The organism is Saccharibacillus qingshengii, from assembly GCF_013185195.1.
Classification (GTDB): Bacteria; Bacillota; Bacilli; order Paenibacillales; family Paenibacillaceae; genus Saccharibacillus; species Saccharibacillus qingshengii.
In genome coordinates this window covers 1-25925 of record NZ_JAAZWC010000005.1, presented here as the reverse complement: position 1 = coordinate 25925, position 25925 = coordinate 1, and the positions used below count along the sequence as shown (strand labels likewise).

Genomic DNA, 25925 nt, shown 5'->3' with positions numbered 1-25925 from the left:
GGTGGAACGAAAATGACCCAAGTAGGACTGCAGTTGTACACCGTACGTGAAGAAATGGAACAGGATTTCCGCGGTACGCTCGAAAAAGTGGCGGCACTCGGTTATAAAGGCGTGGAATTCCATACGTTTTTCGGCCGCAGTGCGGAAGAAGTCAAGTCGATTCTCGACGAACTTGGCCTTGAAGCGCTCGGGACACATACTTCTTATGCCCAACTGCTGGAGCATCTCGACAGCGAGATCGCATACAACAAACAAATCGGGAACGACACGCTGATCGTGCCTTATCTGCAGGAAGAAGACCGGGTCTGGAACGAAGTCTTCGCGAATCTTGCCAAGCTCGGCAGCCGGGCGCGCGAACAGGGAGCGGTACTCGCTTACCACAACCACGATTTCGAGATGACGGAAGAAGTGAACGGCAAGCCGGTATTCGACGCCATGTACGAAGCGGTTTCCGCCGAAGACCTCCAGGTCGAGATGGATACCTGCTGGGTACACTACGGCGGCTACGATCCGGTGGAATACATCGGCCGTTACCAAGGGCGTCTGCCGATTATCCACCTCAAAGACATGACGCGCGACGCGGACGGCAAAGCCATTACGGCGGAGCTTGGCGTGGGCGAAGTGAACCTCAAAGCGATTGCGGACGCCGCGATCGAAGCCGGCGTGGAATGGATTGTCGTCGAGCAGGATTACTGCGCGGGCGGCAAGCCGCTCGAAAGTATCGCCACAAGCATGGAATGGGTCAAAAAATATGCAGCTGAAGGAGCCAAACTGAATGTCTAAGACACTGAACGTTGCCGTAATCGGATGCGGAGGCATTGCCAACGGCAAACATCTTCCCGCGCTCTCCAAACAAGACAAAGCCGTACTCGTCGCTTTCTGCGACCTGGTTGAATCCCGTGCCGAGGAAGCGGCTTCCCAATACGGCGCCGAAGGCGCGAAGGTTTATACGGATTATACCGAACTGCTCAAAGACCCGAGTATCGAAGTCATTCACGTGTGTACCCCGAACGATTCCCATGCGGAAATCACGATTGCGGCGCTCGAAGCGGGCAAGCATGTCCTGTGCGAGAAACCGATGGCCAAAACGACCGAGGAAGCGCGCAGCATGATCGAAGCGGCGGAGCGTACAGGCAAAAAACTGTCGATCGCGTACCAGAACCGTTTCCGCGACGACAGTCTGCACCTGAAAGATATGTGCGAAAAAGGCGAACTCGGCGATCTCTATTACGGCAAAGCGATTGCACTGCGCCGCCGCGCCGTGCCAACCTGGGGCGTTTTCCTGGATGAAGAAAAGCAGGGCGGAGGCCCTCTGATCGATATCGGTACGCACGCGCTTGACCTGACTCTCTGGCTGATGGATAATTATAAACCGCAAAGCGTTATGGGTTCGACTTTCCACAAGCTGGGAAGCCGTGAAAATGCGGCCAACGCGTTCGGTCCTTGGGATCCGGAACAATTCAAGGTCGAAGATTCCGCATTCGGTTTCATCAAGATGCAGAACGGAGCCACGATCGTACTCGAATCCAGCTGGGCGCTTAACGTCCGCAAATTCGGCGAAGCGCAGACGCTGCTCTGCGGAACCGAAGGCGGTGCGGATATGGCCGACGGGCTGCATATCAACGGCGAGAACCGCAGCCGCTTGACGGAAACCAAAGTCGATTTCGGTTCGGGCGGCGTAGCGTTCTACGACGGCGGATCGGAGAACGCGGAAGACCGCGAAGCGCGTCAATGGCTTGAAGCCATTCTCGAAGACAAAGAGCCGATCGTAAAACCGGAGCAGGCTCTTGTCGTGACGCAGATTCTCGAAGCGATCTACGAATCCGCGAAAACGGGCAAAGCGGTGTACTTCGACTAACGAAAAACAGCCGAAAGAAGCCGGCAGCCGGAAAGTGGTACCATTCTCCGGTTGTCGGAAAAGTCGAAAAATAAGGTTTTTTCGCACCTCTTTCCTATTCAGATCAAGCTAAAAATACGGATATAATAGATATATCGAGGAGGTTCGATTCAGTGAAGCTTGGAGTATTCATGGTCCTGTTCAATGGACGGGGATTCGAGGAATCTCTCGATTACGTGGTGGAAAAAGGGCTTAAGGCGGTAGAGATCGGTACAGGAGGGTATCCGGGTAACGAGTACTGCAACCCGGAAGAGCTGTTGGCCGACAAGTCGAAACTGGAAGCTTTCCGAAAAGCGGTAGACTCTCGCGGTTTGACGATCAGTGCGCTGAGCTGTCACGGCAATCCGCTCCATCCGCAAAAAGCGCTCGCAAAAGCCGATCACGACGTATTTTTGCAAAGCGTAGAACTGGCGCAGCGGTTGGGGATTCCGGTTGTCAATACCTTCTCCGGCTGCCCGGGCGACCACGAGGATGCCAAATATCCGAACTGGCCGGTAGCTCCGTGGCCGAACGATTATCAGGAGATTCTGAAATGGCAGTGGGAAGAGAAAGTCATTCCTTACTGGAAAGAAGCCGGTAAATTCGCGGAAGATCACGGCGTCAAAGTCGGGATCGAACTGCACGGCGGATTCTCGGTCCACACGCCGGCCACTCTGCTGCGTCTGCGCGAAGCAACCTGCGAAGCCGTCGGAGCCAATCTGGATCCCAGCCACATGTGGTGGCAGGGTATCGATCCGATCCAGGCCGTCCGTATTCTCGGACGCGCCGGAGCCATTCACCATTTCCATGCCAAAGACATCACGATCGACCAAAGCAATGTCAATATGCACGGTTTGACCGACATGCAGTCCTACACGCTTATGCAGGAACGGGCCTGGAACTTCCGCAGCGTAGGCTACGGTCACGAGCTGAAGATCTGGTCCGATATGATCAGCGAACTTCGCCTGCAGAACTACGACTACGTCGTCAGTATCGAACATGAAGACGGTCTGATGTCCGTCGATGAAGGATTCGGAAAAGCCGTTCGCAATCTTCAGCAGATCCTTATCGAAGAGCCTGCAGGAGAGATGTGGTGGGTTTAAAATAAGCGAGCGTATCGCATAAAACAATACAGGAACAACTAAGGGGATGCCGACGATGATCAACGTAACCATCTGGAACGAATTCGTACATGAACGCAGAGATGAAGATGTAAAAGCCGTTTACCCGGACGGTATTCACAAGCAGTTGGAGCGCGCATTGACGCCTGAAGGATTTGCTATTCGCACCTGCACGCTCGAAGAAGACGACCATGGTTTGACAAGAGAAGTATTGGATTCGACGGATGTCATGATCTGGTGGGGCCATATGGCGCACGAGCTTGTCGACGATTCGATCGCCGAAGCGGTTGCGCAGCGTGTACGCGAAGGCATGGGCCTGATCGTGCTGCATTCGGGTCACTTCTCCAAACCGTTCAAGAATCTGATGGGAACGGGCTGCGATCTGAAATGGCGCGAAGCCGGCGAGCAGGAAATTCTGTGGGCCGTAAATCCTTCGCACCCGATTGCGGAAGGCATAGGCGAGAACATCGTTCTCGAACACGAAGAAATGTACGGGGAGTTCTTCGATATTCCGACTCCCGACGAGATCGTCTTCATCAGCAACTTCTCGGGCGGCGAAGTGTTCCGCAGCGGCTGCACGTTCCGCCGCGGATCCGGCAAGATCTTCTACTTCCGTCCGGGGCACGAGACTTATCCAACTTACTACAACCCGGATATTATCCGTGTCATCTCCAATTCTATTCGGTGGGCTTATCCGGCCGCAGCAGCCAAACCGGTATACGGCAATGCACAGCCGATTCGTTCGCTGCATGCCCGCGAATTGGTATAAGTCCAAGTTATCTCTGCAAAGTTCACACGAATTCGGGAACGTTGATGGAAGCCGTCGGATAGACCGCTTTCGAAAAGCCGCTTTTCGCTTTATGCGAAAAAGCGGTTTTTCTTTATATAATGAAGAAAGCGTTCACAAAATACGGAAACGGCCTTCTGAATGGTTGGCGGACTATCGATTTTGGGGTAAAATAATAGAAATACCCGTTAACCCTTATCCAAGGCAGGGTTTCAAGAAAGGGGGATGGCGATGAAAGTGGAGTTCGGCAGCGCACCGGTGGCGGAAGAAGTCATCAAGGAATGTCTGCACAGATCCGAAGGGTACGATCTGGAAGGATTTTTGCTGGGGCAGGGTGCCATCCCGGCCCGAATCATGTTTGTCGGCGAAGCTCCCGGTGCCACGGAAATTGTGGAGGGGAGGCCGTTTACGGGACAGGCGGGCAAAGTATTGGAAGAGTATCTGGAAAAGCTGGGGTTGACGCGGCAGGACATTTATATCTCGAGTGCCGTTCGCAGCCGTCCTTTCAAAGACAAAGTCGTCGCAGGCGCAGCAGTCGGGGCAATCCCGCGAATCAGCCGTTCCAACCGGACGCCTACCAAGAACGAGGTGCTCGCCCATGCCGCCATCTTGGATGCGGAGATCGAATACGTCCAGCCCGAGGTCATCGTCCCTATGGGCAATATCGGTCTTCATCGGTTGATCGGCAGTCACGAGACGATCTCTTCCCTGCACGGCAGAGCGATCGAAGGTCCGATTCAGCGTTTGGAGGACCCCGAAGATCCCCAGTCCCGCTACATTTTCGGAGAGCGTTCCTATTCGATTTTTCCTTTGTACCATCCGGCCGCCGTCATCTATAACCGTTCGCTCCAAGAGGTGATCGAGCGGGATTTACAGGCGCTCAAACATTTTTTGGCGGCAAAAAATAATTCGTAAAAGCATTTTCTTTTTCTGGGAAATGTGTTAATATGAAATAAGCTAACAAATCGTAAGTTTCTCTTCAGAGGGAATCTTCTAAGAGGTGATCATCTATGATAGAGCAAAAAAATGAAATTCCCATGCAGCTTTGTCCCCGATTCGAAAGTGCTTTTTCGTTTTTGGGCAAGCGCTGGAACGGCCTGATCATTCAGACATTGATGAGCGGCGCCAAGCGGTTCAAAGATATTTCCAACCAGATCCCGATGATGAGCGACAAGATGTTGTCGGAGCGGATGAAGGATCTGGAAAGCGAAGGCATCTTGGTACGTCATGTTTATCCGGAAACCCCGGTGCGTATCGAATACGAACTGACCGAGAAGGGCCTGGCACTTCAGCCGGTGATGCAGCAAATTCAAATGTGGGCGGAATGCTGGGTCGATTGACCGGTGATCCGCCGAGAACCCCTTTGCCGGCAGAGGGGTTCTTTTTTTATTTTCCGAACGCCTCGGCGATTTGAGAAAGGCTTCCCCGTTTTGGTATAATAAGAGTGATTACGCTCAATGAAGGGAACGGAAGCCCATGCGGACAAAAATCAAACTTCCCGATCAGCGTGTTTTGCTGTTTGTGCTTGCCATCCTGCTCATTACCGCGGTAGCTGCGATGGCTGTTCTGCTGCGCTCGCCTTCGGCAGATACGGCGGCGGAAGAGGTTGGCAGCGAAAATTTCAAATTGGTGGTGGATGGGGGCATCTACATGCCGAACGAGAATCGTTCGCTTGTCAGTACGTACCGGAAAGAAGACACTATCCGTGACGCGCTGGAACGCAGCAGTATCGTTCGTTTCGACAATGAAGGACGGATTGCTTCGGTCGACGACACGGAGCTTCATTCGGAGCTGAACTGGGCGGTGAAGCAAAATGGCAAAGAGATCCCCGAAAGCGGGTTTGTGACACGGATCCAGCCGGGAGACGAAATCATGCTGTATATAGAAGCGCCCGGTAACGACGGCAGGCCGGTCAATACGCTTCTGATCAGCGGCGGCGAAGTGAATTCGTCTCTGGGCGGCTCTTATGCGCACCCCTACAAGGAAGGGACTATGGTCCGGGATGTTCTCAAAGCCAGCGGACTCGTCACCCTGTCGGAGAACGGCCGGACAATTCGTTTCGTTCAGGCAAGTCCCGATAGCCAGGAAGGGTACATGACGAAACCGAGCGAACGCTGGGTATTGAAAGTGAACGGAAAAGAACTCAATGATCGGGGATTCGATATGCAGCTGCAGCCGGGCGATTACGTGGAACTGACGTTGGAGAAGGCCTAACGCGGAAGTCGCAGCCCCGGAAGAACAAAAGAACGACAAAAAGGCCGGATCCTTAGATCCGGCATATTTCATTTGGACAAAGTTCGCAGTGGCAAATTTCCTGCAGCATGGAGAGATTGGTAATCACGATCATGCCGTTTTCGTATTCGACCGCGCCTTTTTTACGCAGATCGCTCAACATGCGGTTGACACTTTCGCGCGTGGCTCCGATCATGTTCGACAAGTCGGTATGCGTAATCTTTTTGTTGATGAGCGTATTTTCCCCGTGTTTCTCGCCGTAGGTGTTGCCCAGACGAATCAGGGTCGAGCAGAGAGCGCCGGGTTTGCCGTACATCATCAGGTCGCGGAATTTGGTCTGCGTCAGACGGTGATGAATCCCCATCCATTTCATGAAATCGATCGCGAAATCGCAGTGCTGGCAGATCAGAACCTCGAGATCCTTATGTTCGATAACCCCGACTTCCGTATCTTCGATCACTTCTGCGGTAAAACTGTGTTTGGTGCTGAAAAAAGGATCCGCTTGTCCAACCATGTCGTCGGATTGGTACATGTAAAGGATGAGTTCCTTGCCTTCATCGGTCGATTTGGTCAGTTTGACCCGGCCCCGTTTGATATAATAGAGCTTGTCGGCGAGATCCCCTTCCCAGAACAGGTGAGAGCCTTCGGGAATATGACGGTCTTTCATGACGACTTCCAGACGCTTCATGTTTTGGTCCGAGAAACAACCCGTATTGCCTCGATGATTGGTGGCATGGTGGTATACACTCATCATTAACATCTCCTTTGCGCAAGCGCACACTTCGAATAGATACTCGTTTTGCGAGGCTCCCTTTTCGCAGAGAGCTGCGGCCAAGGTGCGTTTCGCTTCTTTCTTGGGTGAATCAGAATCAGCGTATTTGAGTTAAGCAAATTTTAAATTAATTATAACCGAAATTTCAAGTTATTGGAGCTTGTGTAAAAGAAAAAGGTGGCGAAAGCTTGAACTTTGTGACTTTTTTCACTTTACTTCTTTATCATGAAGGAAACCGAGAACTTTGTCAATTCTTATTACGAAAATTTTTGTATAAATTTTTAGCTTAATTTAGGCAGAGGGGCTTCGGTGAAACCTGATGAAACAAGGTAGGGTAAGCAAAAGAGAAGTGCTTGAGGAAAGAGAATCCAGCCGGGCCGGAGAAAAGCAAAAGTTTTTTGGGAAGTCGAGGATGTGCCATTAATGAAGGAAAAGCGCTCGAAAACGAAAGGGAAAAGGAGGGAATTATTTTATGAAAGTTTTCACTTCCCAAAATGAAAAGTGTATGCTATGATCATTCACGTAGAGAAAACAACGCAAACATCTTGAGGAGGATGAGGGAAATGGCAGTGAAAAATGAAGCCGCCCGTACTGTTGAACCAACCGCTGAGCAGGACATTCAAAAGCTGATTGACAACGCGAAAAAAGCGCAGGAAGCTTTCATGCAAATGGATCAACAACAAATCGATACCGTCGTGCAAGCGATGGCCCTGGCCGGCCTGGACAAGCACATGTATCTCGCAAAGATCGCGATTGAAGAAACCAAACGCGGCGTATACGAAGACAAGATCACGAAAAACCTCTTCGCTACGGAGTACATTTATCACAGCATCAAGAATGATAAAACGGTAGGCGTTATTGAAGACAATGAGTATGATAGCTTCCAAAAGATTGCTGAGCCTGTCGGCATCGTAATGGGGATCACGCCTGTAACGAACCCGACCTCCACAACCATGTTCAAAGCGCTGATTTCGATTAAGACACGTAACCCTATTATATTCGGTTTCCACCCTTCTGCGCAGTACTGCAGTTCCGAAGCCGCAAGAATCCTGCAGGAAGCAGCGGTTAAAGCCGGTGCCCCGGAAGGCTGTATCCAATGGATCGACAAGCCTTCGATGGATAAGACGAACATCCTGATGAACCACCCTGACGTTGCCCTGATTCTTGCAACAGGCGGCGGCGCAATGGTTCGCGCAGCTTACAGCTGCGGCAAACCGGCTCTCGGCGTAGGCCCGGGTAACGTACCGGCCTTTATCGAGAAAACAGCCGACATCGATCAAGCCGTAACCGACCTGATTTTGTCGAAATCGTTCGATAACGGCATGATCTGCGCATCCGAGCAGGCGGTTATTATTGAAGAACCGATCTTCGACCGCGTCAAAAAGAAAATGATTGCAAACGGCTGTTACTTCCTGAACAAAGATGAAATCGCCAAGCTGACTCCAAGCGCAATGAACGTCGAAAAATGCGCGGTCAACCCGGCAATCGTCGGACAGTCGGCTTTCAAAATTGCGGAAATGGCCGGTATTGCCGTTCCGGCAGCGACCAAAATTCTGGTTGCCGAAATCGAAGGCGTCGGTCCGAAGTTCCCGCTGTCGGCCGAAAAGCTCAGCCCGGTTCTGGCCTGCTACAAAGTCAAAACCGCGGACGAAGGTATTGCACGCGCTGCAGAGATCGTCGAATTCGGCGGCATGGGTCACTCGTCGGCGATCCACTCCAACGATGATGCCGTCATCCAACGCTTTGCAAACCGTCTGCAAACCGGCCGTATCATTGTAAACTCCCCGTCGACGCACGGCGCAATCGGCGATATCTACAATACGAACCTGCCTTCGCTGACACTGGGCTGCGGATCTTACGGCCGCAACTCGACTTCTTCGAACGTAACCGCAGTAAACCTGATCAACGTGAAAAGGGTGGCGCGTCGTACCGTGAATATGCAGTGGTTTAAAGTGCCGGACAAGATCTATTTCGAGAAAAACTCCACGCAGTATCTGACAAAAATGCCGGATATCACTCGTGTCGCAATCATTACCGATCCGATGATGGTACAGCTCGGCTACGTGGAAAGAGTTCAGCATTACCTGCGTCAGCGTCAAACGCCGGTTGCTATCGAAGTCTTCTCCGAAGTGGAGCCGGATCCTTCGACAACGACCGTTGAACGCGGCCGCGCCATGATGGAACGCTTCCAACCTGACTGCATCATTGCTCTGGGCGGCGGTTCGCCGATGGATGCCGCGAAAGGCATGTGGTTGTTCTACGAATATCCGGATACCGACTTCAACAACTTGAAGCAAAAATTCATGGATATCCGCAAACGGATCTACAAATACCCACGTCTGGGCAAAAAAGCGAAATTCGTTGCGATCCCAACCACTTCGGGTACAGGTTCGGAAGTTACTTCGTTCGCAGTTATTACCGACAAGGAAAACGGCAACACCAAATATCCGCTGGCCGATTACGAGCTGACTCCTGACGTCGCGATCGTCGATCCGGTATTCGTATACTCGCTGCCAAAAGTGGCCGTAGCCGATACGGGTATGGACGTTCTGACTCACGCTATCGAAGCTTATGTTTCGGTTATGGCAAGCGACTATACCGATGGCCTGGCCATCAAAGCGATCCAACTCGTATTCGCAAACCTGGAAAAATCGGCTTTGACCGGGGACAAATTGGCCCGCGAAAAAATGCATAACGCTTCTACGCTTGCCGGTATGGCTTTCGCAAATGCTTTCCTGGGCATCAACCACAGCTTGGCGCACAAGTGGGGCGGAGAATACCACACCGCTCACGGTCGTACCAATGCAATCCTGATGCCGCACGTCATCCGCTACAATGCGAAAAAACCGACGAAGTTCGCTTCGTTCCCTAAATATTCGCACTTTATCGCTGACGAACGGTATGCCGAAATCGCTCGCATCCTGGGAATGCCTGCCAGAACAACGGAAGAAGGCGTGAAGAGCCTGATCAATGCTATCCGCGACTTGAACCGCAAACTGGGCGTTCCGGAAACGTTCCAAGAACTCGGTTTCGATGCCAAACAGTTCGAAAGCCGTGTCGACTACCTGGCCGACCGCGCATTCGAAGACCAATGTACAACGGCTAACCCTAAGCTGCCGCTGGTTACCGAACTGGCTGATGTTTACCGCGACGCGTTCTACGGCAGATTCGAAGAATAAGAATCGGATCGAAGAGTCGCCCGCAAGATCGAATGTGATTCTCCTGCTTGATTTGAACGGCGTTTCCACTTGGTGGAGGCGCCGTTTTTTTATAGACAGTCAGCTAAATCAAGAAAAGATGCTTGGTTGCAAGGTTTGAAAAACAGTCATAAAATGATGTGTTATTCAGAAAGCGGGCTTAAAAGTGATAAACATCATAAAAAAGTGGGTTTGAGTGATATATGTCACAGTAACTAGCGGAGGATAGGCGCATAATAAGGACATGAAGATCCCCAAGACATCGAGAGGCTAATCCGAAGATGGCAATCCTCTACTTTTTCGGTGAATGTGATATTTTTCACCTTGTCGGCACGGCTGCCGGCATCCAGGGATCTTGCAGTGAGATGCGGACGCCTCTTTCCACCGTATTCTCCGTCAAACACATACAAAAATGGAGGTAATCACATGTCGGTTATCGAAAAAGAAATCACAGGCGCAAACTCGGAAGCATGGAGAGGTTTTAAAGCGGGTAAATGGACGAATCATGTGGACACCAAGAACTTCATTGATGAGAACATCACGCCTTATACAGGCAGTGAAGAATTCCTGGAAGGACCTACACAAAATACGACTGATCTCTGGAAGATTGTATCCCAGCTGTCGAAAGAAGAAAGAGAAAGAGGCGGAGTGTGGGACGTAGACGTCAACACCCCGGGATCGATCACTTCCCACGGCGCAGGTTATCTCGATAAAGCAAAAGAACAAATCGTCGGCGTACAGACGGATGCTCCTTTCAAACGTGCGATCCAACCTTACGGCGGGATCCGGATGGTCATCGATGCTTGTAAAGCTTACGGCTTCGAAGTGCCGGATGCGATTGTAGATACATTCACCAATGTTCGCAAAACGCATAACCAAGGCGTGTTTGACGCTTACACACCGGAAATTCGCGCAGCGCGCAAATCGGGTATCGTAACCGGTCTGCCGGATGCTTACGGCCGCGGACGCATCATCGGCGATTATCGCCGCGTCGCTCTGTACGGCGTAGACTTCCTGATGAAGCAAAAACAACGGGAACACAATGAAACAGTCGGGGACGGCATGGATGAGAATACGATTCGTCTGCGGGAAGAAATCTCCGAACAGTATCGTGCTCTCGGAGAGCTGAAAGAAATGGCGAAAATGCACGGCATGGATATTTCCAAACCGGCAGCTAACGCCAAAGAAGCTTTCCAATGGCTGTACTTCGGTTATCTGGCAGCAGTCAAAGAACAAAACGGCGCCGCGATGTCGCTCGGACGCGTATCTTCGTTCCTGGACATTTATGTGCAGCGCGATCTGGCAGAAGGCACATTGACCGAACAAACGGCACAAGAACTGGTCGATCACTTTGTCATGAAGCTTCGCATCGTGAAATTCCTGCGGACCCCGGATTACAATGAACTGTTCAGCGGCGACCCTACCTGGGTAACCGAATCGATCGGCGGGATGTCGGTAGACGGAACAACCCGAGTAACCAAGAGCAGTTTCCGTTTCCTGCATACCCTGTACAATCTGGGACCTGCACCGGAACCGAACCTCACCGTTCTGTGGTCCGAACAGCTTCCAGAAGCTTTCAAAAAATATTGTGCCAAAGTTTCGATCGAAAGCAGCTCTATCCAGTACGAGAACGATGACCTGATGCGTCCGATTTACGGCGACGACTACGGTATCGCATGCTGCGTATCCGCTATGCGTATCGGCAAACAAATGCAGTTCTTCGGCGCTCGTGCCAACCTCGCCAAAACACTGCTGTATGCAATCAACGGCGGTAAAGACGAAAAATCCGGCGAACAGATCGGACCTGAATATCCGGCGATCACTTCCGAATATCTCGATTACGACGAAGTGATGAAACGCTACACGCCGATGATGGAATGGCTGTCCAAAGTATACCTGAACGCCCTGAACATCATTCACTACATGCATGACAAATACAGCTACGAACGGATCGAGATGGCGCTGCACGACCGCGACATTCTGCGTACGATGGCCTGCGGCATCGCCGGTCTGTCGGTAACAGCCGACTCCCTGAGCGCAATCAAATATGCCAAAGTTAAACCGATCCGCAACGAACAAGGTATCGCGATTGATTTCGAAATCGAAGGCGAATATCCTTGCTACGGCAACAACGACGATCGTGTCGACCAAATTGCTGTACAGCTCGTCGAGAAATTCATGGGTATGATCCGCAAACACAAAACGTACCGCGATTCGATGCCGACCCAATCGGTATTGACGATCACTTCGAACGTGGTATACGGCAAGAAAACCGGTACGACTCCGGATGGACGCAAAGCGGGCGAACCATTCGCACCGGGTGCAAACCCTATGCACGGACGCGACAAAAAAGGTGCTTTGGCTTCGCTGAGTTCTGTTGCCAAACTTCCATATGAAGAAAGTCTGGACGGAATCTCGAACACTTTCTCCATCGTGCCGAAAGCCCTTGGCAAAGAAGAAGAAACACGCAAATCCAACCTGGTTGCTATGCTGGACGGATATTTCGGCAGCAATGCCCATCACCTGAACGTGAACGTATTCGATCGCGAACAGCTGATGGACGCCATGGAACATCCGGAGAACTATCCGCAGCTGACAATCCGCGTATCGGGTTATGCGGTTAACTTCATCAAATTGACTCGCGAACAACAAATGGACGTAATCAACCGGACGTTCCACTCGAACATGTAAACAAGCAAGACCGAAGCACCTAGCGGTTCTTCGGACCGGATACCTGTTCATTCATAATCAAACATGCGGCGCTCGCAGAACGTGAGCGCCGTTATTATTGAAAGGGTGAAAACGAATGAGTCACAAAGGACGCATACACTCACTGGAAACATTCGGGACGGTAGACGGCCCGGGAATTCGCTTTGTATTATTTTTGCAAGGATGTCTTATGAAATGCCAATATTGTCATAATCCGGATACCTGGAATTTCGACGGCGGCAAAGAAATGACCGTTGAAGAAGTGCTGAGCGAAATCGAGCCTTACCTGAATTACTATCGTTCTTCGGGCGGAGGATTGACTATTTCCGGTGGAGAACCGACGCTGCAGGCTGCTTTTGTAGCCGAAATCTTCCGGGCGGTCAAAGAACGCTGGGGACTGCACACGACACTCGACAGCAACGGTTTCAATAATCCTGAGAAAATTCAATACTTGATGGATGTGACCGATCTCGTTCTGCTTGATATCAAACATATCGATAACGACAAACATAAAGTGCTGACCGGAGTGAGCAACGAGCAAACGCTGCGTACGGCCCAGTGGCTGTCGGAGCACGGCAAGAAAATGTGGATTCGGCACGTGTTCGTACCGGGCATCCATGAAGACGAGAATAATCTGCGCGATCTGGGAAGCTTTATCGGTACCCTGCAAGGTGTCGAGAAATTCGAAATCCTTCCTTACCATCAAATGGGTATTTATAAATGGAAAGAACTCGGCAGAGAGTACCCACTCGAAGGCGTGCCTTCACCGACCGACGAACAAGTTCAGCGGGCCTATAAGCTGATTGAAGAAGGTCGCAGTATGCAGACGATTTGACTTTTTTTCGGATCAAATGCATCAAATTACGAATGCCTTAATTTAAAATGAAGACGATGTAAATGTTATCATATTGTAAACAAAGCGGTGCTTCCTTATATTAGGAAGGCCGCTTTTTTAATAAGTTACAGAAACTTTTAAGGAGTGTTTGCGTCTAATACTATGTGCTTAGTGAGAGAAGGACCAAATTCAGTTATAAAGGGAGTCGTAGAATGAATCTGAAGAAAATTACGATCATCGCTTTGCTTGTTGTCATGCAGACGGCAGCCGTACTGCCTACAGCATCGGCACAAACGGGATCGCCAAGCGAAACGCCGATCGTTGTGCAAGGTGAAGTCATGCAGCAAGAAGGCGCGGCGAAAGAATATACGAAGAAGCTTGCCGCTCCAACGCAAAATGCAGCAGCCCAGGCCGAAACCGTAAATCCTGCCAATTCGGTACCGACGCCGAACGCGCAGCCTGTACCTATCCAACCTGCAGCCAATCAGCCGGCAGATCCAACCCTTCTGGAAGGTGAGGAGAACGGCGTTCCGACAACGACGCCTCCGACCGACGAAGTGCCGACCGACGAAGAAGTGCCTGCAGAAGGAACGGTCGAGCCGGGCAATGTGACACCTTCGGTGAGTCCGAGTACCACTCCGGTGCCGCCCAAGCCGGTTACGCCAACCAAGCCAACTGCGCCGACTACACCCGTAGTGAGCATCGATCCCGCTTCCACGCTGGGAACGGACAAACTGATTCTTGTAATCAATGGAAATCAGATGTATCAGAACGGCCAGGCCTATACGGCCGCGCAGCCGATGACCGCCAAGAACGGCGTCTCGTATATTGCGGTGCGTTCGTTCGTCAATCGTGTAGGACTGAAAGTTACATACGATGCGAAAACGAAAGAGACCGTGATTACCAAAGGAGCCGACGAACTGCGCTTCAAGCTGGATAAAGACGTGTATACGGTCAATGGCGTTCCGACCAAAATGAAGGGAACTTCGTTCCAGCAAAAGAACACCTTCATGGTGCCGCTGACTTCGATCACGCAGGCGCTCGGGATTCCTTACAAAATCGACTATAAAGCCAAAACGATTACGCTGAACATTTCTTCGAAACCGACGGCTTCGTTTACGATCGAACCGAAAGAAATCGTGGCGGGCGAGACGAATGTCGTGTATACGACCAAGTCGGAATCGCCAAGCGGCTACCAGATCGTGGATGAGCGTTGGGAAGGACGCCAGGATATCTTTACGGATCCGGGCACGTATACCATCACGTATTCCGTCCAGGATTCTACGGGACAATGGAGCGATCCATTCAGCCAGACCATTACGGTCGAAGCACCGAACGTAGCTCCTGTTGCACAGTTCACGACCGAAAAAGAGACTTACCGTATGGGTGAGCCGGTCGTTTACACCGATCAGAGTTATGATCCGGACGGCACACTGCCGGAAGCCAACAGCCGGGTATGGGAAAATCAAAAAGGAGCGTACTTCACACCGGGACCACAAACGATCACATTGACCGTAACGGATGAAGATGGCGCAACCAATACGTTTACCAAAACGATTACCGTTACGGACGAAGTGCTGTACACGCAGGACGAGTATAACGCTTTGTTCGTACCGATCGGAAGCAAGTTCCTGTTTGACGGGGGCAGCGTGCCTTCGATGCGAAAAGTCGAACGTTTCAATACGTCCGAAGACGTTACGCTTTACCGCAGCAACAGTCCCGAATCGGTGTTCAGTACAGGCAAAATGTACGAAGACACGCTGTCGGGCAAAGTTCGTTTCATGGTCCATCATGCCAACTATACCGGTAAAAAAGTAACGATGTATGTGGTGGCTACGAACAACAATGCGACGCCGACGACAATCAAGACGCTGGACAGCGGCTTTGGAGGACCAAGCCCGTTTGCAACTGCGGCAGGTAAAGTGTCCGTACAGCGTTACCACCAATCCGTGATCGACGGAACCAAGAGAGCGGACGTGATTCTGCAGCCGGGCGAGAGCAAAGTGATTCTGACGGAACTGAACGCGATTCCGATGCCGAACAAGTCGGTTATTTCCCTGATCGCGGATGTTGAGTCTTCCCAACCGATCACTTACAGCACGCTGATGATCGATCCGGGTCTGGATCCGCTTCAAGAAACGAAGACTCTGACCTCCGCTCCGCGCGATGGCGTGCACAACCGGGGAACTTATCCGCTGGCGACCAAAATCGTCGACGTGTTTGAACCGGTCGGCGGTCCTACGCCAAGCAAACTGATTATTGGCGACAACAACGATGATCCGAACCTCACCGGTATGGATACGCCAAACAACAAAGTGGAATCGAACGCAGGCAACTTCGGCGTTCTGTACAAAATCCATCTGGACAAGGTAGCGCCGAATACGCTGATTACGTTCAACGGACGCGGCGGCAAGTATGCCGGCTGGATCCTCGTGAACGGACAGTTGGTCGAATTGTCCGCACAAAGTATGGGTCTTGTCGGTTCCGCGCTGAACACGTCCAGCGAAGCGGGCGTCGTATACCGGACCGGCAGTTCGTCGGAAAGTGTGGATCTTGAATTCACACCGGCTCCGGGCAGCAACTTGTCCGTCAACCTGATCTTTACGCAGATGCCGGAACTTAAGCAGTAAACGGATCGGCCTAGCGGCTGAAAAGTAACCAAGAAAGCCCGATTCCTCCAAAAGGGGATCGGGCTTTCTGCCGTTGAACCGCAGGTTCGCTTCATTGACTCCGTGTCCGTTTTGGGGCATTATTAATGAAGGGCATTACGAATAACCGCAAGGAATAAGCCGGGAACGGCAGGAGGCGAGGGTTGCCGATGCTTTCTATGGAACGCATTATCGAGATTATGGCGGAGCAGGGACTTCGAATCACGGATCAGCGCAAGACGCTGGCGAAATTGTTCGCCGAAGCGCCGGGCTATCTGTCCGCCAAAGACGTTTATGACTATATGGGACAAAAATACAAAGGACTCAGCTTCGATACCGTTTATCGCAATCTGCGCGTCATGCAGGAACTGGGCGTGCTGGAGCAAATCGTGTTCGAAGAAGGCGTCAAGTTCAAGCTGCACTGCAGCGAGAATCATCATCACCATCATATGATCTGCCTGCAGTGCGAGAAAACGTATCCGATTACGTTTTGTCCGATGCAGTTGACGGAATCGCCGGACGATTTCCAGGTCGTCAAGCATAAATTCGAAGTGTTCGGCTACTGCAAAAACTGTCAGGAAGAAGCCGCGCAGGAACCGGTCAAAGCAGCGGCGGGAAAGCGTGAGGCGCGATGAAAATAGCCCGGCGGACGGTTCAGGGACCGATCCGCTTTTACCGCAAATTCATTTCTCCGCTGACGCCTCCAAGCTGCCGATTCGTACCGACCTGTTCGGCTTACGCTTTGGAAGCGATCGAGGTGCACGGAGCGGCCAAAGGCAGCTGGCTGGCCGCCAAAAGGATCGCCAAATGCCATCCGCTGCATGCGGGAGGTTACGATCCCGTTCCTCCGCGTCTGCAGCGAGGCCGTCAAACCGCGGAAATAGACAGCCAAGAACAAGAAGAAGTCCGCAGCACGCAGGCCTGAGGCTTGACACTGCGGGCTTTTTTTCGGTATATTTTGGTGTATCAATCGATTGATGGTTTGATGCACGATTCAAATGAAAATCCGAGGAACGGATGAGTAGAAGGAAGAACCAGCAGCAGAGAACCGGGTAAGACGCTGCAAACCGGTCTGGAGACCCCTTCGAAGATGGTCCGGGAGGAACTTTGTGCAAGCCGCAGCGCGGCCGGTCCGATACGAGGGGTACCCCAGGGTGCGCGGATGATCGGAAGATGCCGGATCGTGGATGGGTGAGTGCAGAGCGTGTTCCAGCGTTAATGGACGGTCGAATAGGACCGGCAGAGCCTTCGATTCGTGAGAACGAAGGGAATGTGGGTGGTACCGCGCGAGCTTCCGGCTCTCGTCCCATTGATGGGGCGGGGGTCTTTTTGTTGTCTTCCGCTCCGCTGCGCCGTATGCGGCAAGCTGCGGCAGTATTTTTTTATAAGGAGAGAAGAGCACATGACAGAGAAAAAAACGTTCTACATCACGACGCCGATTTATTATCCGAGCGGCAAGCTGCATATCGGACATACGTATACGACGGTGGCGGCCGACGCGATGTCCCGCTATAAGCGGCTTCGCGGGTACGACGTGCGTTTTCTGACAGGAACGGATGAGCACGGTCAGAAAATCGAGCAGAAAGCGGCGGAAGCCGGGCAGACGCCGATTCAATTTATCGACGGAATCGTTGAAGGCATCCGCAGTTTGTGGGACAAGCTCGATATTTCGTATGACGATTTTATTCGTACGACGGAACGACGTCATATTGACGTCGTTCAGGAGATTTTTGAGCGTCTGCTGAAACAGGGCGATATCTACAAAGGCGAATACGAAGGTTGGTACAGCATTCCGGACGAGACGTATTATACGGAGTCGCAGTTGGCCGACGTCGTGCGCGATGACCAGAATAAAGTGATCGGCGGCAAAAGTCCGGAAAGCGGTCACCCGGTCGAATTGGTCAAAGAAGAATGTTATTTCTTCAAAATGAGCAAATACGCCGATCGGCTGCTGAGCTATTACGAAGCGAATCCGGAGTTTATCCAGCCGGAATCCCGCAAGAACGAAATGGTCAACAACTTCATCAAGCCAGGGCTTGAAGACCTCGCCGTATCGCGGACCACATTCAAATGGGGAGTTCCGGTCAAAAGCGATCCGAAGCATGTCGTTTATGTTTGGATCGATGCACTGTCGAACTATATTACGGCTCTCGGCTACGGTTCGAAAGATCCGGCGCTGTTCGAGAAATTCTGGCCGGCTGATGTGCATCTGGTCGGTAAAGACATTCTGCGCTTCCATACGATCTACTGGCCGATCATGCTGATGGCGCTCGATCTGCCGCTGCCCAAAAAAGTATTCGGCCACGGCTGGTTCCTGACCCGCGAAGGCAAAATGTCCAAGTCCAAAGGCAACGTGATCGATCCGGTAAAACTGATCGACCGCTACGGCCTGGACGCGCTGCGTTATTACGTGCTGCGCGAAGTGCCGTTCGGTTCGGACGGACAATTCACGCCGGAAAGCTTTGTCGAACGGATCAATTCGGATCTTGCGAACGATCTGGGCAATCTGCTCAACCGGACTGTTGCCATGGTCGACAAATATGTCGGCGGCGAAGTTCCCGCTTATCGCGGCCAAGTCACACCGTTTGACGCGACGCTGCAAGAAGCGGCTGCTGCAGCCGTGGACAAGGTAGAGAAAGCGATGGACGGTATGGAATTCTCCGTAGCGCTGACCGCGATCAGCCAATTCGTCAGCCGGACCAACAAATATATCGACGAGACGCAGCCATGGGTGATCGCCAAAGACGAGAGCCGCAAAAACGAACTGGAATCGGTGATGCTGCACCTGATCGAAAGCCTGCGGATCGCTTCGCTTCTGCTCCAGCCGTTCCTGACCCGGGCACCCAAGCTTATCTGGACGCAGCTGGGGATTACCGGAGACGAAGCGGCCGAGTGGAGAACCTGGGATTCGCTCCGGACGTTCGGCGTGATCGCAGCCGGAACCAAGCTGCAAAAAGGCGATCCGATCTTCCCGCGCCTCGATCCGGAGGTCGAAGTGGCAAATATCGTCGAAGCAATGAGCGGCGGTACGCCGGCGGCGGCAGCGGCGGAACAAGCCAAGCCCGCTTCCGAACCGGTTGAAGCTCCCGAAGCCAAAGAAGAAATCGGAATTGAAGACTTCGGCAAAGTCGAACTTCGCGTTGCCCAGGTTATTGCCTGCGAACCGGTCAAGAAAGCCGACAAGCTGCTGAAACTTCAGCTGGATCTGGGCTTCGAGCAGCGGCAGGTCGTCTCGGGTATTGCCAAGTTCTATACGCCGGAAGAACTGATCGGACGCAAAGTGATCTGCGTAACCAATCTGAAGCCGGTTAAGCTGCGCGGCGAAGAGTCGCGCGGAATGATCCTGGCCGCTTCGCACGGCGATCAGCTTACGCTTGCGACCGTGCCGGATTCCATGCCAAACGGCGCGCTCGTCAAGTAATCCATCATGTCTTGCCGTCTTCCCGGCAAGGGTTCAAACCGCAGCGGGATTCCTTCGGGAATCCCGTTTTTGGTCTGTGTGTCTTTAATCGTAAATGTGCCGAAAAAGGTTGACAATATGCAGGCGGACTCCTATAATCGGTAAGGTTACGATTTGAGAAGCCGATATTTTTAATAGGAAACGGAGTGGATCCCTATGCGAAGTCCCAACAAATACGCCGGACGACTGATGTTCGTACTGGCTTTGGGTGCAATGCTCGTTCTGTCCGCCTGCGGGCGCAGTACGACAGGCACAATTGTCGAAGATAAAGTGAATGTTGTCACGACTTTTTATCCGATTTACGAATTTACGTCCGAGATCGGCGGGGAAGATGCGAATGTCATCAATCTTCTTCCGACCGGCGTAGAACCGCATGACTGGACGCCTCGCGGCCAGGATATCGTGAATACGTCAAAAGCCCAGCTTTTTTTCTATAACGGTGCGGGTCTGGAAGGCTGGGTACCGGATTTCCTCAAAGGCCTCGATTCGGAGACGAAAGTCAAAGCGGTCGAGATCAGCAAAGGCGTCGATTTGATTACCACGGCCGAAGATGACGGACACGATCACGGAGGCGCCGCGGAAGACGAGCATAGCCATGAAGGCGAAGAACACGCGGAAGAAGAACATGCCGAAGAAGCGGCGGACGCCAAACATATCGATCCGCACACGTGGGTCAGTCCGAAATCGGCTCTGATCATGGCGGGCAATATTCGCGACAGTCTGATCGAAGCCGATCCGGCACACAAAGCGGGTTACGAAGAACGTTATGAGGCGCTGATCGGCAAACTGAAGCAGCTCGATGAAGACTTCACCGCGAAATTGTCGGCCGTGCCGAACAAGGAAATCGTCGTCTCGCACCAAGCGTTCGGCTATCTGGCCCGCGACTACGGGTTGGACCAGCATGCGATCATGGGACTGTCCCCGGATGCGGAACCCCGTGCCCAGGATATGCTGAATCTTGCCAAACTGGTCAAAGAAGAAAACATTCGCTACATTTTCTTCGAAGAACTGGTATCCGACAAGCTGGCCAAAACATTGGCGGGCGAAGCCGGCGTGGAGACGCTGGTCCTGAACCCGGTCGAAGGATTAACGAAAGAACAGGCGGAAAAAGGCGACGATTATTTCAGTTTGATGCAAAAGAATTTGCAAAATCTGCTGCTCGCCTTACAATAAGAAGAGAAACGAACCGCTTATCAAAAAAGGAGGGATCGCCATGTCTGCTATCCCAACCGTAGACTGCCACCAGCCGATGATCGAATTGAAGGATGTTTCTTTTTCCTACAAAGATCAGCATGTGCTGAAAGAGTTGAACTTTAGCGTGAAGGAGCGGGATTTCGTCGGGATTGTCGGTTCCAACGGTGCCGGCAAAACGACGCTGCTCAAAATGCTGGTAGGATTGATGCCGCCGACAAGCGGAGAGATCCGGATGTTCGGAGAGCCGATCCGCCGTTTCCGCGACTGGGAGCGTATCGGATACGTCCCGCAAAAAAATGCGCTGAACATGCTGTTTCCGGCGACGGTGCGCGAAGTGGTCACATCGGGACTGTTTACGAACAAGAATCTGTTCCGTCGGTTAAACCGGGAAGCCAAAGCCAAACTGGACGATGCGCTGCAGGTGATGCGGATCGAAGATATCGCCGACAAACGGATCGGCCGATTGTCGGGCGGTCAGCAGCAGCGTGTATTTCTGGCGCGTGCCATGATCAACCGTCCGGATCTGCTGGTGCTCGACGAGCCGACAGTCGGAATCGATGCGGAGACGCAGGACGGGTTCTTCGAATTGATCCGTCATATGCATCGGCACCACAATATCACTTTCCTGATGGTCTCGCATGATATCGATCGTCTGGAAGACTATCTGGGCAAAGAACCGCGGCAGCAGAACGGCAAGATCAAATTTTTCGTGCGCCATTCGCATGACGATTTGAACTGCGTGGAAACGGACCTGCAGCATTCGATGCCGCTTGTCCATTCGGCGGAATGAACGTAAGGAGACGGTAACTTGGAAATTTTATTCAGTGACTTTTTTCAGCGCGCACTGCTTGGCGGACTTCTGATCGGATTAACGGCACCGCTGATCGGCATCTTCCTCGTACTGCGGCGGCTGTCCATGATCGGCGATACCCTGGCGCATGTGACGATCGCGGGCGTGGCACTCGGTTTTCTGATCAATGTCTATCCGCTTGTGGTCGGGCTTATTTTTGCCGTCGTGTCATCGTTCGGGATCGAGAAGCTGCGCAGAGCGTACAAAGGCTACGCCGAGTTGTCGATAGCGGTGATCATGTCGGGCGGGGTAGCCATGGCCTCCTTCTTGTTCACGCTTGGACAGGGCTACAATACCGATGTGACCAGCTATTTGTTCGGCAGTATCTATACCCTCGGCCGTACCGATCTGTATCTGGTTGGCGGAGTGACGGTTGTGGTCGTGGCTGTGGTCATCCTTTTCTACAAAGAGCTGTTCCTGCTTACTTTTGAAGAAGATGCGGCAGCGGTCAGCGGACTTCCGGTCAAGATGCTCAATATGCTGATTACCGTTCTGGCGGCACTCGTCATCAGTACGGCAATCAAGATTGTCGGCGCACTGCTCGTATCGGCGCTGCTGACCATACCGGTCGCCTGCAGCCTGTTCTTGGCCAAAAGTTTCCGCATGTCCATTCTGCTGTCGGTTGCCGTAGCGGAGATTGCCGTGATCGCCGGGTTGGTCGTTGCAGGGATCTGGAACTTCGCGCCTGGAGCCACGATCGTGCTGCTGCTTATTCTGATGCTGCTGTTGACATTGGTTGCGCGCAGAGGATATACCGTTTAACGGATATCCTCTTTTTTGCGTCGCAAACTTGCCAATAGACGACGAATAAAGGTATCATAGTAAGAGCTGTTTTTTGACGGGCCTATACATAATCGGGCTTTCGTCGGCAGGCGGGATGCCCGTTCATCGGCGCCATTCACGAGAAGAACCGACGGTACGGTTTTTCTAAGTCAAGGAAAAGAGGGAAAAGCGGATGCCAACGCCCAGTATGGAAGATTATTTGGAGCGCATCTACCAGTTGATCGATGAAAAAGGCTATGCCCGGGTATCGGATATCGCCGAAGGGCTTGAAGTTCATCCTTCTTCCGTAACCAAAATGATCCAAAAGCTCGATAAGGACGAATATTTGGTTTACGAAAAATATCGGGGTCTGATCCTTACCAGCAAAGGCAAAAAAATCGGCAAGCGTTTGGTGGACCGCCATCAGCTTCTTGAAGAATTTTTGCGGTTGATCGGTGTGGAAGAAAGCCTTATTTATCAGGATGTAGAAGGCATCGAGCATCATCTGAGCTGGGATTCGATTACGCGGATCGAGTCGCTCGTCGAATACTTCGGCCGCGATCCGAAACGTCTGGAAGAACTCAAAATCGTCCAGGACGAAGGAATAAGCGAATTTTAGGAAAGGCGTCTGTGGCCCCGGGGCACAGATGCCTTTTTGTTTGCCGATCCAGCGCTACAATTGCACCCCGGGAAGCGTATAACTGTTAGAAGGCGGGAGGTGTGTAACAAAATCGGCGGTTTGCCCGTCAAAAAGGAGCAACGCAAAATCCGGTTCGCGATCGGCGCAGCCGGATGAAATCAAACGGGAAATGAGGGAACACGTAAACATGAAATGGCGTCAAGGATTAATGGTACTGCTGGCAGTAATGCTGCTGCTCCCCGCGTGGAGCGGACTTGCAGGAGCCCGGGCAAATGCGGCTTCCGTGATCTCGATCGTTCTCGACGGACAACGGATTCAAGGAGACGTCGATCCTTATATCGTGTCCAACACGACGCTTGTGCCTATGCGGCTCGTCAGCGAAAATCTCGGCGCGCAGATCCAATGGTCCCAGAGCGAAAAGGTGGTCAAGATCAATCAGGGCGGTACACTGCTGTCTATCCCTCTGGGTTCGAAAACCGCTTTTGTCAATGGAAACTCCGTAGACCTGGAAGCGCCGGTTACCAGTCTGAACGGCCGGATCATGGTTCCGCTGCGTTTTGTGGGACAAGGGTTGGGATTGAGCGTCAATTGGAATCAAGCGACGCAGACGATTACGCTGACTACGCCGGACGGTTCGATCGGGGTTCCCGTTCCGGGTGTGCCGGATAACGAAGGGAAACTGACTGCACTTCGCGGCGTATGGATTGCGACCGTATCGAGTCTCGACTGGCCGGCCTCCAAAAGCGCTTCGACGCAGCAGGCCCAGTTCTCCACCATGCTGGACCAGCTCCAGGAAACCGGCGTCAACGCCGTATTCGTGCAGGTGCGTCCAAGCGCGGATGCGCTGTACAAATCGTCGCTTGTCCCGTGGTCGAACGTGCTGACCGGAACGCAGGGCAAAGACCCCGGTTACGACCCGCTTGCTTTTATGATCGAAGAAGCCCATAAGCGCGGTATGGAATTCCATGCCTGGTTCAATCCGTTCCGTGCCAGCACGGGCAGCTCGACGGCGAATCTGGTTTCCGGCCATGTCGCCAAAGCCCATCCCGACTGGATGGTGAACTTCGACGGCAAACTGTATATCAATCCGGGGATTCCGGCCGCCCGTCAGTCCGTGATCGACAATGTGATGGAAGTCGTGAACAACTATGATATCGATGGCGTGCATCTGGACGATTACTTCTATCCGTACGGAGAATCAGCTTCGAAAAAATTCGGCGATGACGGTACTTACAGCCTGTACAACACTGCCGCTTACCCAAACAAAGGCGACTGGCGCCGCGCGAACATCAACAGTTTCGTGCAGACGCTGGGCAGTTCGATTCATTCCGTCAAACCGGATGTTCGTTACGGAGTCAGTCCGTTCGGCGTATGGCGCAACGGTTCAAGCGATTCGCTCGGATCTTCGACACGCGCCGGCGTAACGGCTTACGATTCGACGTATGCGGATGCCCGGACCTGGATCAAGAACGAATGGATCGATTACGTGGTACCGCAAATCTACTGGAGCAGCGCGAACACGGCCGCCAATTACAAGACGCTTGTAGACTGGTGGGCCGATACGGTAGAAGGAACCGATGTCGACCTGTATATCGGAGAAGCCGCTTATAAAGTAGGGACGTCCGAAGCCGGCTGGAGCAGCGCTTCGGAACTGACCGACCATTTGGCTTATACGATTGGACGCAGCAACGTGGACGGCAACATTTTCTTCCGTGCCCAGAACATCCTGTCTTCCAAAGTAAAAAGCACCCTGCAGCAGTACTGGGCGAATTAAGCCGGAATAAAGAGTTTTTCGCAAAAAAAGACATGAAAAAGAGAGAGCGGAAATTAAACTGTACCCCTTGTAAAGGACACATTGAAAAAAAGGTTAGGACACGTGAAGAAGCTGCTGCCTGTATGTTGCAGGCGGCAGCTTCTTTAAGTTCCACTGCCCACGTTCGAGATTGTAATAGGTCATATAACGCTTGACCTCTTGCTTCACTTGCTGGAGCGTTTGGCAAGCTTTTAAATCAATTTCGTCTTTCAAATGACCAAAGAAGGATTCTTGCGGTGCATTGTCCCAGCAGTTTCCTCTTCGCGACATGGATTGTCCGAGCTTCATCTGCTTCACGAGCTTTTGGAACTTCGGGTGTGTGTAATGGAATCCTTGGTCCGAATGAATGAACGCTTTCGGCGTGAGATGAGCATGTTTCTTCAATTGCTTTAACGTGTCTAGCGCCAGATCCAATCCCAGCGAATCGGAGACCTGGTAGGCGAGAATTTCGTGAGTTTGGGCATCTTTAATCGTCGACAAATACGCCCGTCGAGTGGCTCCATACCGTAAATAAGTGATGTCCGTCAGGAGGATTTGGCCAGCTACTCCAGGCTTGAATTTCCGTTGTAACGTATTTGGACATGTACGGTGTTCCTGCGTCGCTTTGGCCATTCGGCGCATGGGATTTGCCCGTCTTATGGGGCATACGAGTTCGAATTTTTTCATGAGTCGACGAATTCGTTTGAGGTTGTAAGTGAGGCCGAAGTGGAGCTGCAGCGTCATGTGAATCTGACGAGCGCCTTTCTTTATACGCTTGTACCGATAGGCGCTCAGCAGGATCTGGTAGGCTTGTTCGTCTTGTTCCTGCTGCTTCTGCCTGTTGAAAACAGCTTTCTCGCTCAGGTACGCATAATAACCCGAACGAGAGACCCCGGCGAGGTGACACAGCCACCGTACCTTACGTTTGAACTTGGGGCCATTCGTGATCTGCTGAATCCATTTGAACTTCTGTCTTGTACTTACTTGGATTTGGGTTTCTTCGCCTGCCTTTCGAGCCATTCGAGCTTTTTTAGAAATTCATTCTCCACT

21 protein-coding genes are annotated in these 25925 nt (G+C 52.1%); 19 read left to right on the top strand and 2 right to left on the bottom strand.

What is annotated here, in order from left to right; translation table 11 throughout:
- Positions 1–12 precede the first annotated feature (12 nt).
- From HRQ60_RS06090 to HRQ60_RS06060, 7 genes are all read left to right on the top strand, one after another.
- Positions 13–783: a sugar phosphate isomerase/epimerase family protein gene (locus tag HRQ60_RS06090; protein WP_172194761.1), complete on the top strand. Its 771-nt coding sequence runs from the start codon at positions 13–15 to the stop codon at positions 781–783.
- Positions 776–1858, top strand: a complete 1083-nt coding sequence (locus HRQ60_RS06085) for a Gfo/Idh/MocA family protein (protein ID WP_172194760.1) — start codon at positions 776–778, stop codon at positions 1856–1858. The genes HRQ60_RS06090 and HRQ60_RS06085 overlap by 8 nt, the downstream gene beginning before the upstream one ends.
- Before the next feature lie 152 nt (positions 1859–2010).
- Complete coding sequence (locus tag HRQ60_RS06080) at positions 2011–2979, top strand: TIM barrel protein (protein WP_172194759.1); 969 nt, start codon at positions 2011–2013, stop codon at positions 2977–2979.
- 55 nt (positions 2980–3034) lie between these two features.
- Positions 3035–3766, top strand: a complete 732-nt coding sequence (locus HRQ60_RS06075) for a ThuA domain-containing protein (protein WP_172194758.1) — start codon at positions 3035–3037, stop codon at positions 3764–3766.
- Positions 3767–4015: 249 nt separating this feature from the next.
- Positions 4016–4699, top strand: a complete 684-nt coding sequence (locus tag HRQ60_RS06070) for a uracil-DNA glycosylase (RefSeq protein WP_172194757.1) — start codon at positions 4016–4018, stop codon at positions 4697–4699.
- A 95-nt stretch (positions 4700–4794) separates the two neighbouring features.
- A complete protein-coding gene (locus HRQ60_RS06065; protein ID WP_216671496.1) occupies positions 4795–5124 on the top strand; it encodes a winged helix-turn-helix transcriptional regulator in 330 nt (109 codons plus the stop codon).
- A gap of 136 nt (positions 5125–5260) precedes the next feature.
- Positions 5261–5998, top strand: a complete 738-nt coding sequence (locus HRQ60_RS06060) for a hypothetical protein (protein ID WP_172194756.1) — start codon at positions 5261–5263, stop codon at positions 5996–5998.
- A 52-nt stretch (positions 5999–6050) separates the two neighbouring features.
- Here the strand turns inward: HRQ60_RS06060 and HRQ60_RS06055 are convergent, their stop codons facing one another.
- Positions 6051–6767, bottom strand: coding sequence for a Crp/Fnr family transcriptional regulator (locus HRQ60_RS06055; protein WP_172194908.1), 717 nt, complete (start codon positions 6765–6767; stop codon positions 6051–6053).
- Positions 6768–7351: 584 nt separating this feature from the next.
- On the opposite strand from HRQ60_RS06055, the gene adhE reads away from it, so the two are divergent.
- The 12 genes from adhE to HRQ60_RS05995 all read left to right on the top strand — a co-directional run bounded on the left by adhE (position 7352) and on the right by HRQ60_RS05995 (position 24857).
- Positions 7352–9967, top strand: a complete 2616-nt coding sequence (gene adhE, locus HRQ60_RS06050) for a bifunctional acetaldehyde-CoA/alcohol dehydrogenase (RefSeq protein ID WP_172194755.1) — start codon at positions 7352–7354, stop codon at positions 9965–9967.
- A 444-nt stretch (positions 9968–10411) separates the two neighbouring features.
- Positions 10412–12676, top strand: a complete 2265-nt coding sequence (gene pflB / locus HRQ60_RS06045) for a formate C-acetyltransferase (RefSeq protein ID WP_172194754.1) — start codon at positions 10412–10414, stop codon at positions 12674–12676.
- 115 nt (positions 12677–12791) lie between these two features.
- Positions 12792–13529, top strand: a complete 738-nt coding sequence (pflA, locus tag HRQ60_RS06040) for a pyruvate formate-lyase-activating protein (protein ID WP_172194753.1) — start codon at positions 12792–12794, stop codon at positions 13527–13529.
- 212 nt (positions 13530–13741) lie between these two features.
- Positions 13742–16159 (top strand): copper amine oxidase N-terminal domain-containing protein, encoded by a 2418-nt coding sequence (locus tag HRQ60_RS06035; RefSeq protein ID WP_172194752.1) that lies wholly within the window; start codon positions 13742–13744, stop codon positions 16157–16159.
- Between the two features lie 188 nt (positions 16160–16347).
- Positions 16348–16812 (top strand): Fur family transcriptional regulator, encoded by a 465-nt coding sequence (locus tag HRQ60_RS06030; protein WP_172194907.1) that lies wholly within the window; start codon positions 16348–16350, stop codon positions 16810–16812.
- Complete coding sequence (yidD, locus tag HRQ60_RS06025; RefSeq protein ID WP_172194751.1) at positions 16809–17102, top strand: membrane protein insertion efficiency factor YidD; 294 nt, start codon at positions 16809–16811, stop codon at positions 17100–17102. The genes HRQ60_RS06030 and yidD overlap by 4 nt, the downstream gene beginning before the upstream one ends.
- Positions 17103–17447: 345 nt before the next feature.
- Positions 17448–19598, top strand: coding sequence for a methionine--tRNA ligase (gene metG / locus HRQ60_RS06020; RefSeq protein WP_343044629.1), 2151 nt, complete (start codon positions 17448–17450; stop codon positions 19596–19598).
- Between the two features lie 195 nt (positions 19599–19793).
- Positions 19794–20810, top strand: coding sequence for a metal ABC transporter substrate-binding protein (locus HRQ60_RS06015; RefSeq protein ID WP_172194749.1), 1017 nt, complete (start codon positions 19794–19796; stop codon positions 20808–20810).
- 40 nt (positions 20811–20850) lie between these two features.
- Positions 20851–21621, top strand: a complete 771-nt coding sequence (locus HRQ60_RS06010; RefSeq protein WP_172194748.1) for a metal ABC transporter ATP-binding protein — start codon at positions 20851–20853, stop codon at positions 21619–21621.
- Between the two features lie 18 nt (positions 21622–21639).
- The gene (locus HRQ60_RS06005) at positions 21640–22443 is read left to right on the top strand and encodes a metal ABC transporter permease (protein ID WP_172194747.1); all 804 of its coding nucleotides are present in this window, start codon (positions 21640–21642) and stop codon (positions 22441–22443) included.
- A gap of 193 nt (positions 22444–22636) precedes the next feature.
- Positions 22637–23062, top strand: a complete 426-nt coding sequence (mntR, locus tag HRQ60_RS06000) for a transcriptional regulator MntR (RefSeq protein ID WP_172194746.1) — start codon at positions 22637–22639, stop codon at positions 23060–23062.
- A 208-nt stretch (positions 23063–23270) separates the two neighbouring features.
- Positions 23271–24857 (top strand): family 10 glycosylhydrolase, encoded by a 1587-nt coding sequence (locus tag HRQ60_RS05995; protein WP_172194745.1) that lies wholly within the window; start codon positions 23271–23273, stop codon positions 24855–24857.
- Positions 24858–24950: 93 nt separating this feature from the next.
- On the opposite strand, the gene HRQ60_RS05990 is transcribed toward HRQ60_RS05995, so the two are convergent.
- Entirely contained in the window at positions 24951–25895 is a 945-nt protein-coding gene (locus tag HRQ60_RS05990) for an IS3 family transposase (protein ID WP_172194744.1), read from the bottom strand.
- Positions 25896–25925: the final 30 nt, after the last annotated feature.

Bases quoted from the DNA above. Each gene is read 5' to 3' on its own strand.
- mntR (WP_172194746.1), top strand. From the start codon at position 22,637: ATGCCAACGCCCAGTATGGAAGATTATTTGGAGCGCATCTACCAGTTG.
- yidD (WP_172194751.1), top strand. From the start codon at position 16,809: ATGAAAATAGCCCGGCGGACGGTTCAGGGACCGATCCGCTTTTACCGC.
- HRQ60_RS06070 (WP_172194757.1), top strand. From the start codon at position 4,016: ATGAAAGTGGAGTTCGGCAGCGCACCGGTGGCGGAAGAAGTCATCAAG.
- HRQ60_RS06030 (WP_172194907.1), top strand. From the start codon at position 16,348: ATGCTTTCTATGGAACGCATTATCGAGATTATGGCGGAGCAGGGACTT.
- HRQ60_RS06035 (WP_172194752.1), top strand. From the start codon at position 13,742: ATGAATCTGAAGAAAATTACGATCATCGCTTTGCTTGTTGTCATGCAG.
- HRQ60_RS06010 (WP_172194748.1), top strand. From the start codon at position 20,851: ATGTCTGCTATCCCAACCGTAGACTGCCACCAGCCGATGATCGAATTG.
- HRQ60_RS06060 (WP_172194756.1), top strand. From the start codon at position 5,261: ATGCGGACAAAAATCAAACTTCCCGATCAGCGTGTTTTGCTGTTTGTG.
- HRQ60_RS06015 (WP_172194749.1), top strand. From the start codon at position 19,794: ATGCGAAGTCCCAACAAATACGCCGGACGACTGATGTTCGTACTGGCT.
- HRQ60_RS06055 (WP_172194908.1), bottom strand. From the start codon at position 6,767: ATGAGTGTATACCACCATGCCACCAATCATCGAGGCAATACGGGTTGT.
- adhE (WP_172194755.1), top strand. From the start codon at position 7,352: ATGGCAGTGAAAAATGAAGCCGCCCGTACTGTTGAACCAACCGCTGAG.
- HRQ60_RS06090 (WP_172194761.1), top strand. From the start codon at position 13: ATGACCCAAGTAGGACTGCAGTTGTACACCGTACGTGAAGAAATGGAA.
- HRQ60_RS05995 (WP_172194745.1), top strand. From the start codon at position 23,271: ATGAAATGGCGTCAAGGATTAATGGTACTGCTGGCAGTAATGCTGCTG.
- HRQ60_RS06065 (WP_216671496.1), top strand. From the start codon at position 4,795: ATGATAGAGCAAAAAAATGAAATTCCCATGCAGCTTTGTCCCCGATTC.
- HRQ60_RS06085 (WP_172194760.1), top strand. From the start codon at position 776: ATGTCTAAGACACTGAACGTTGCCGTAATCGGATGCGGAGGCATTGCC.
- metG (WP_343044629.1), top strand. From the start codon at position 17,448: ATGTGGGTGGTACCGCGCGAGCTTCCGGCTCTCGTCCCATTGATGGGG.
- HRQ60_RS06075 (WP_172194758.1), top strand. From the start codon at position 3,035: ATGATCAACGTAACCATCTGGAACGAATTCGTACATGAACGCAGAGAT.
- pflA (WP_172194753.1), top strand. From the start codon at position 12,792: ATGAGTCACAAAGGACGCATACACTCACTGGAAACATTCGGGACGGTA.
- HRQ60_RS05990 (WP_172194744.1), bottom strand. From the start codon at position 25,895: ATGGCTCGAAAGGCAGGCGAAGAAACCCAAATCCAAGTAAGTACAAGA.
- pflB (WP_172194754.1), top strand. From the start codon at position 10,412: ATGTCGGTTATCGAAAAAGAAATCACAGGCGCAAACTCGGAAGCATGG.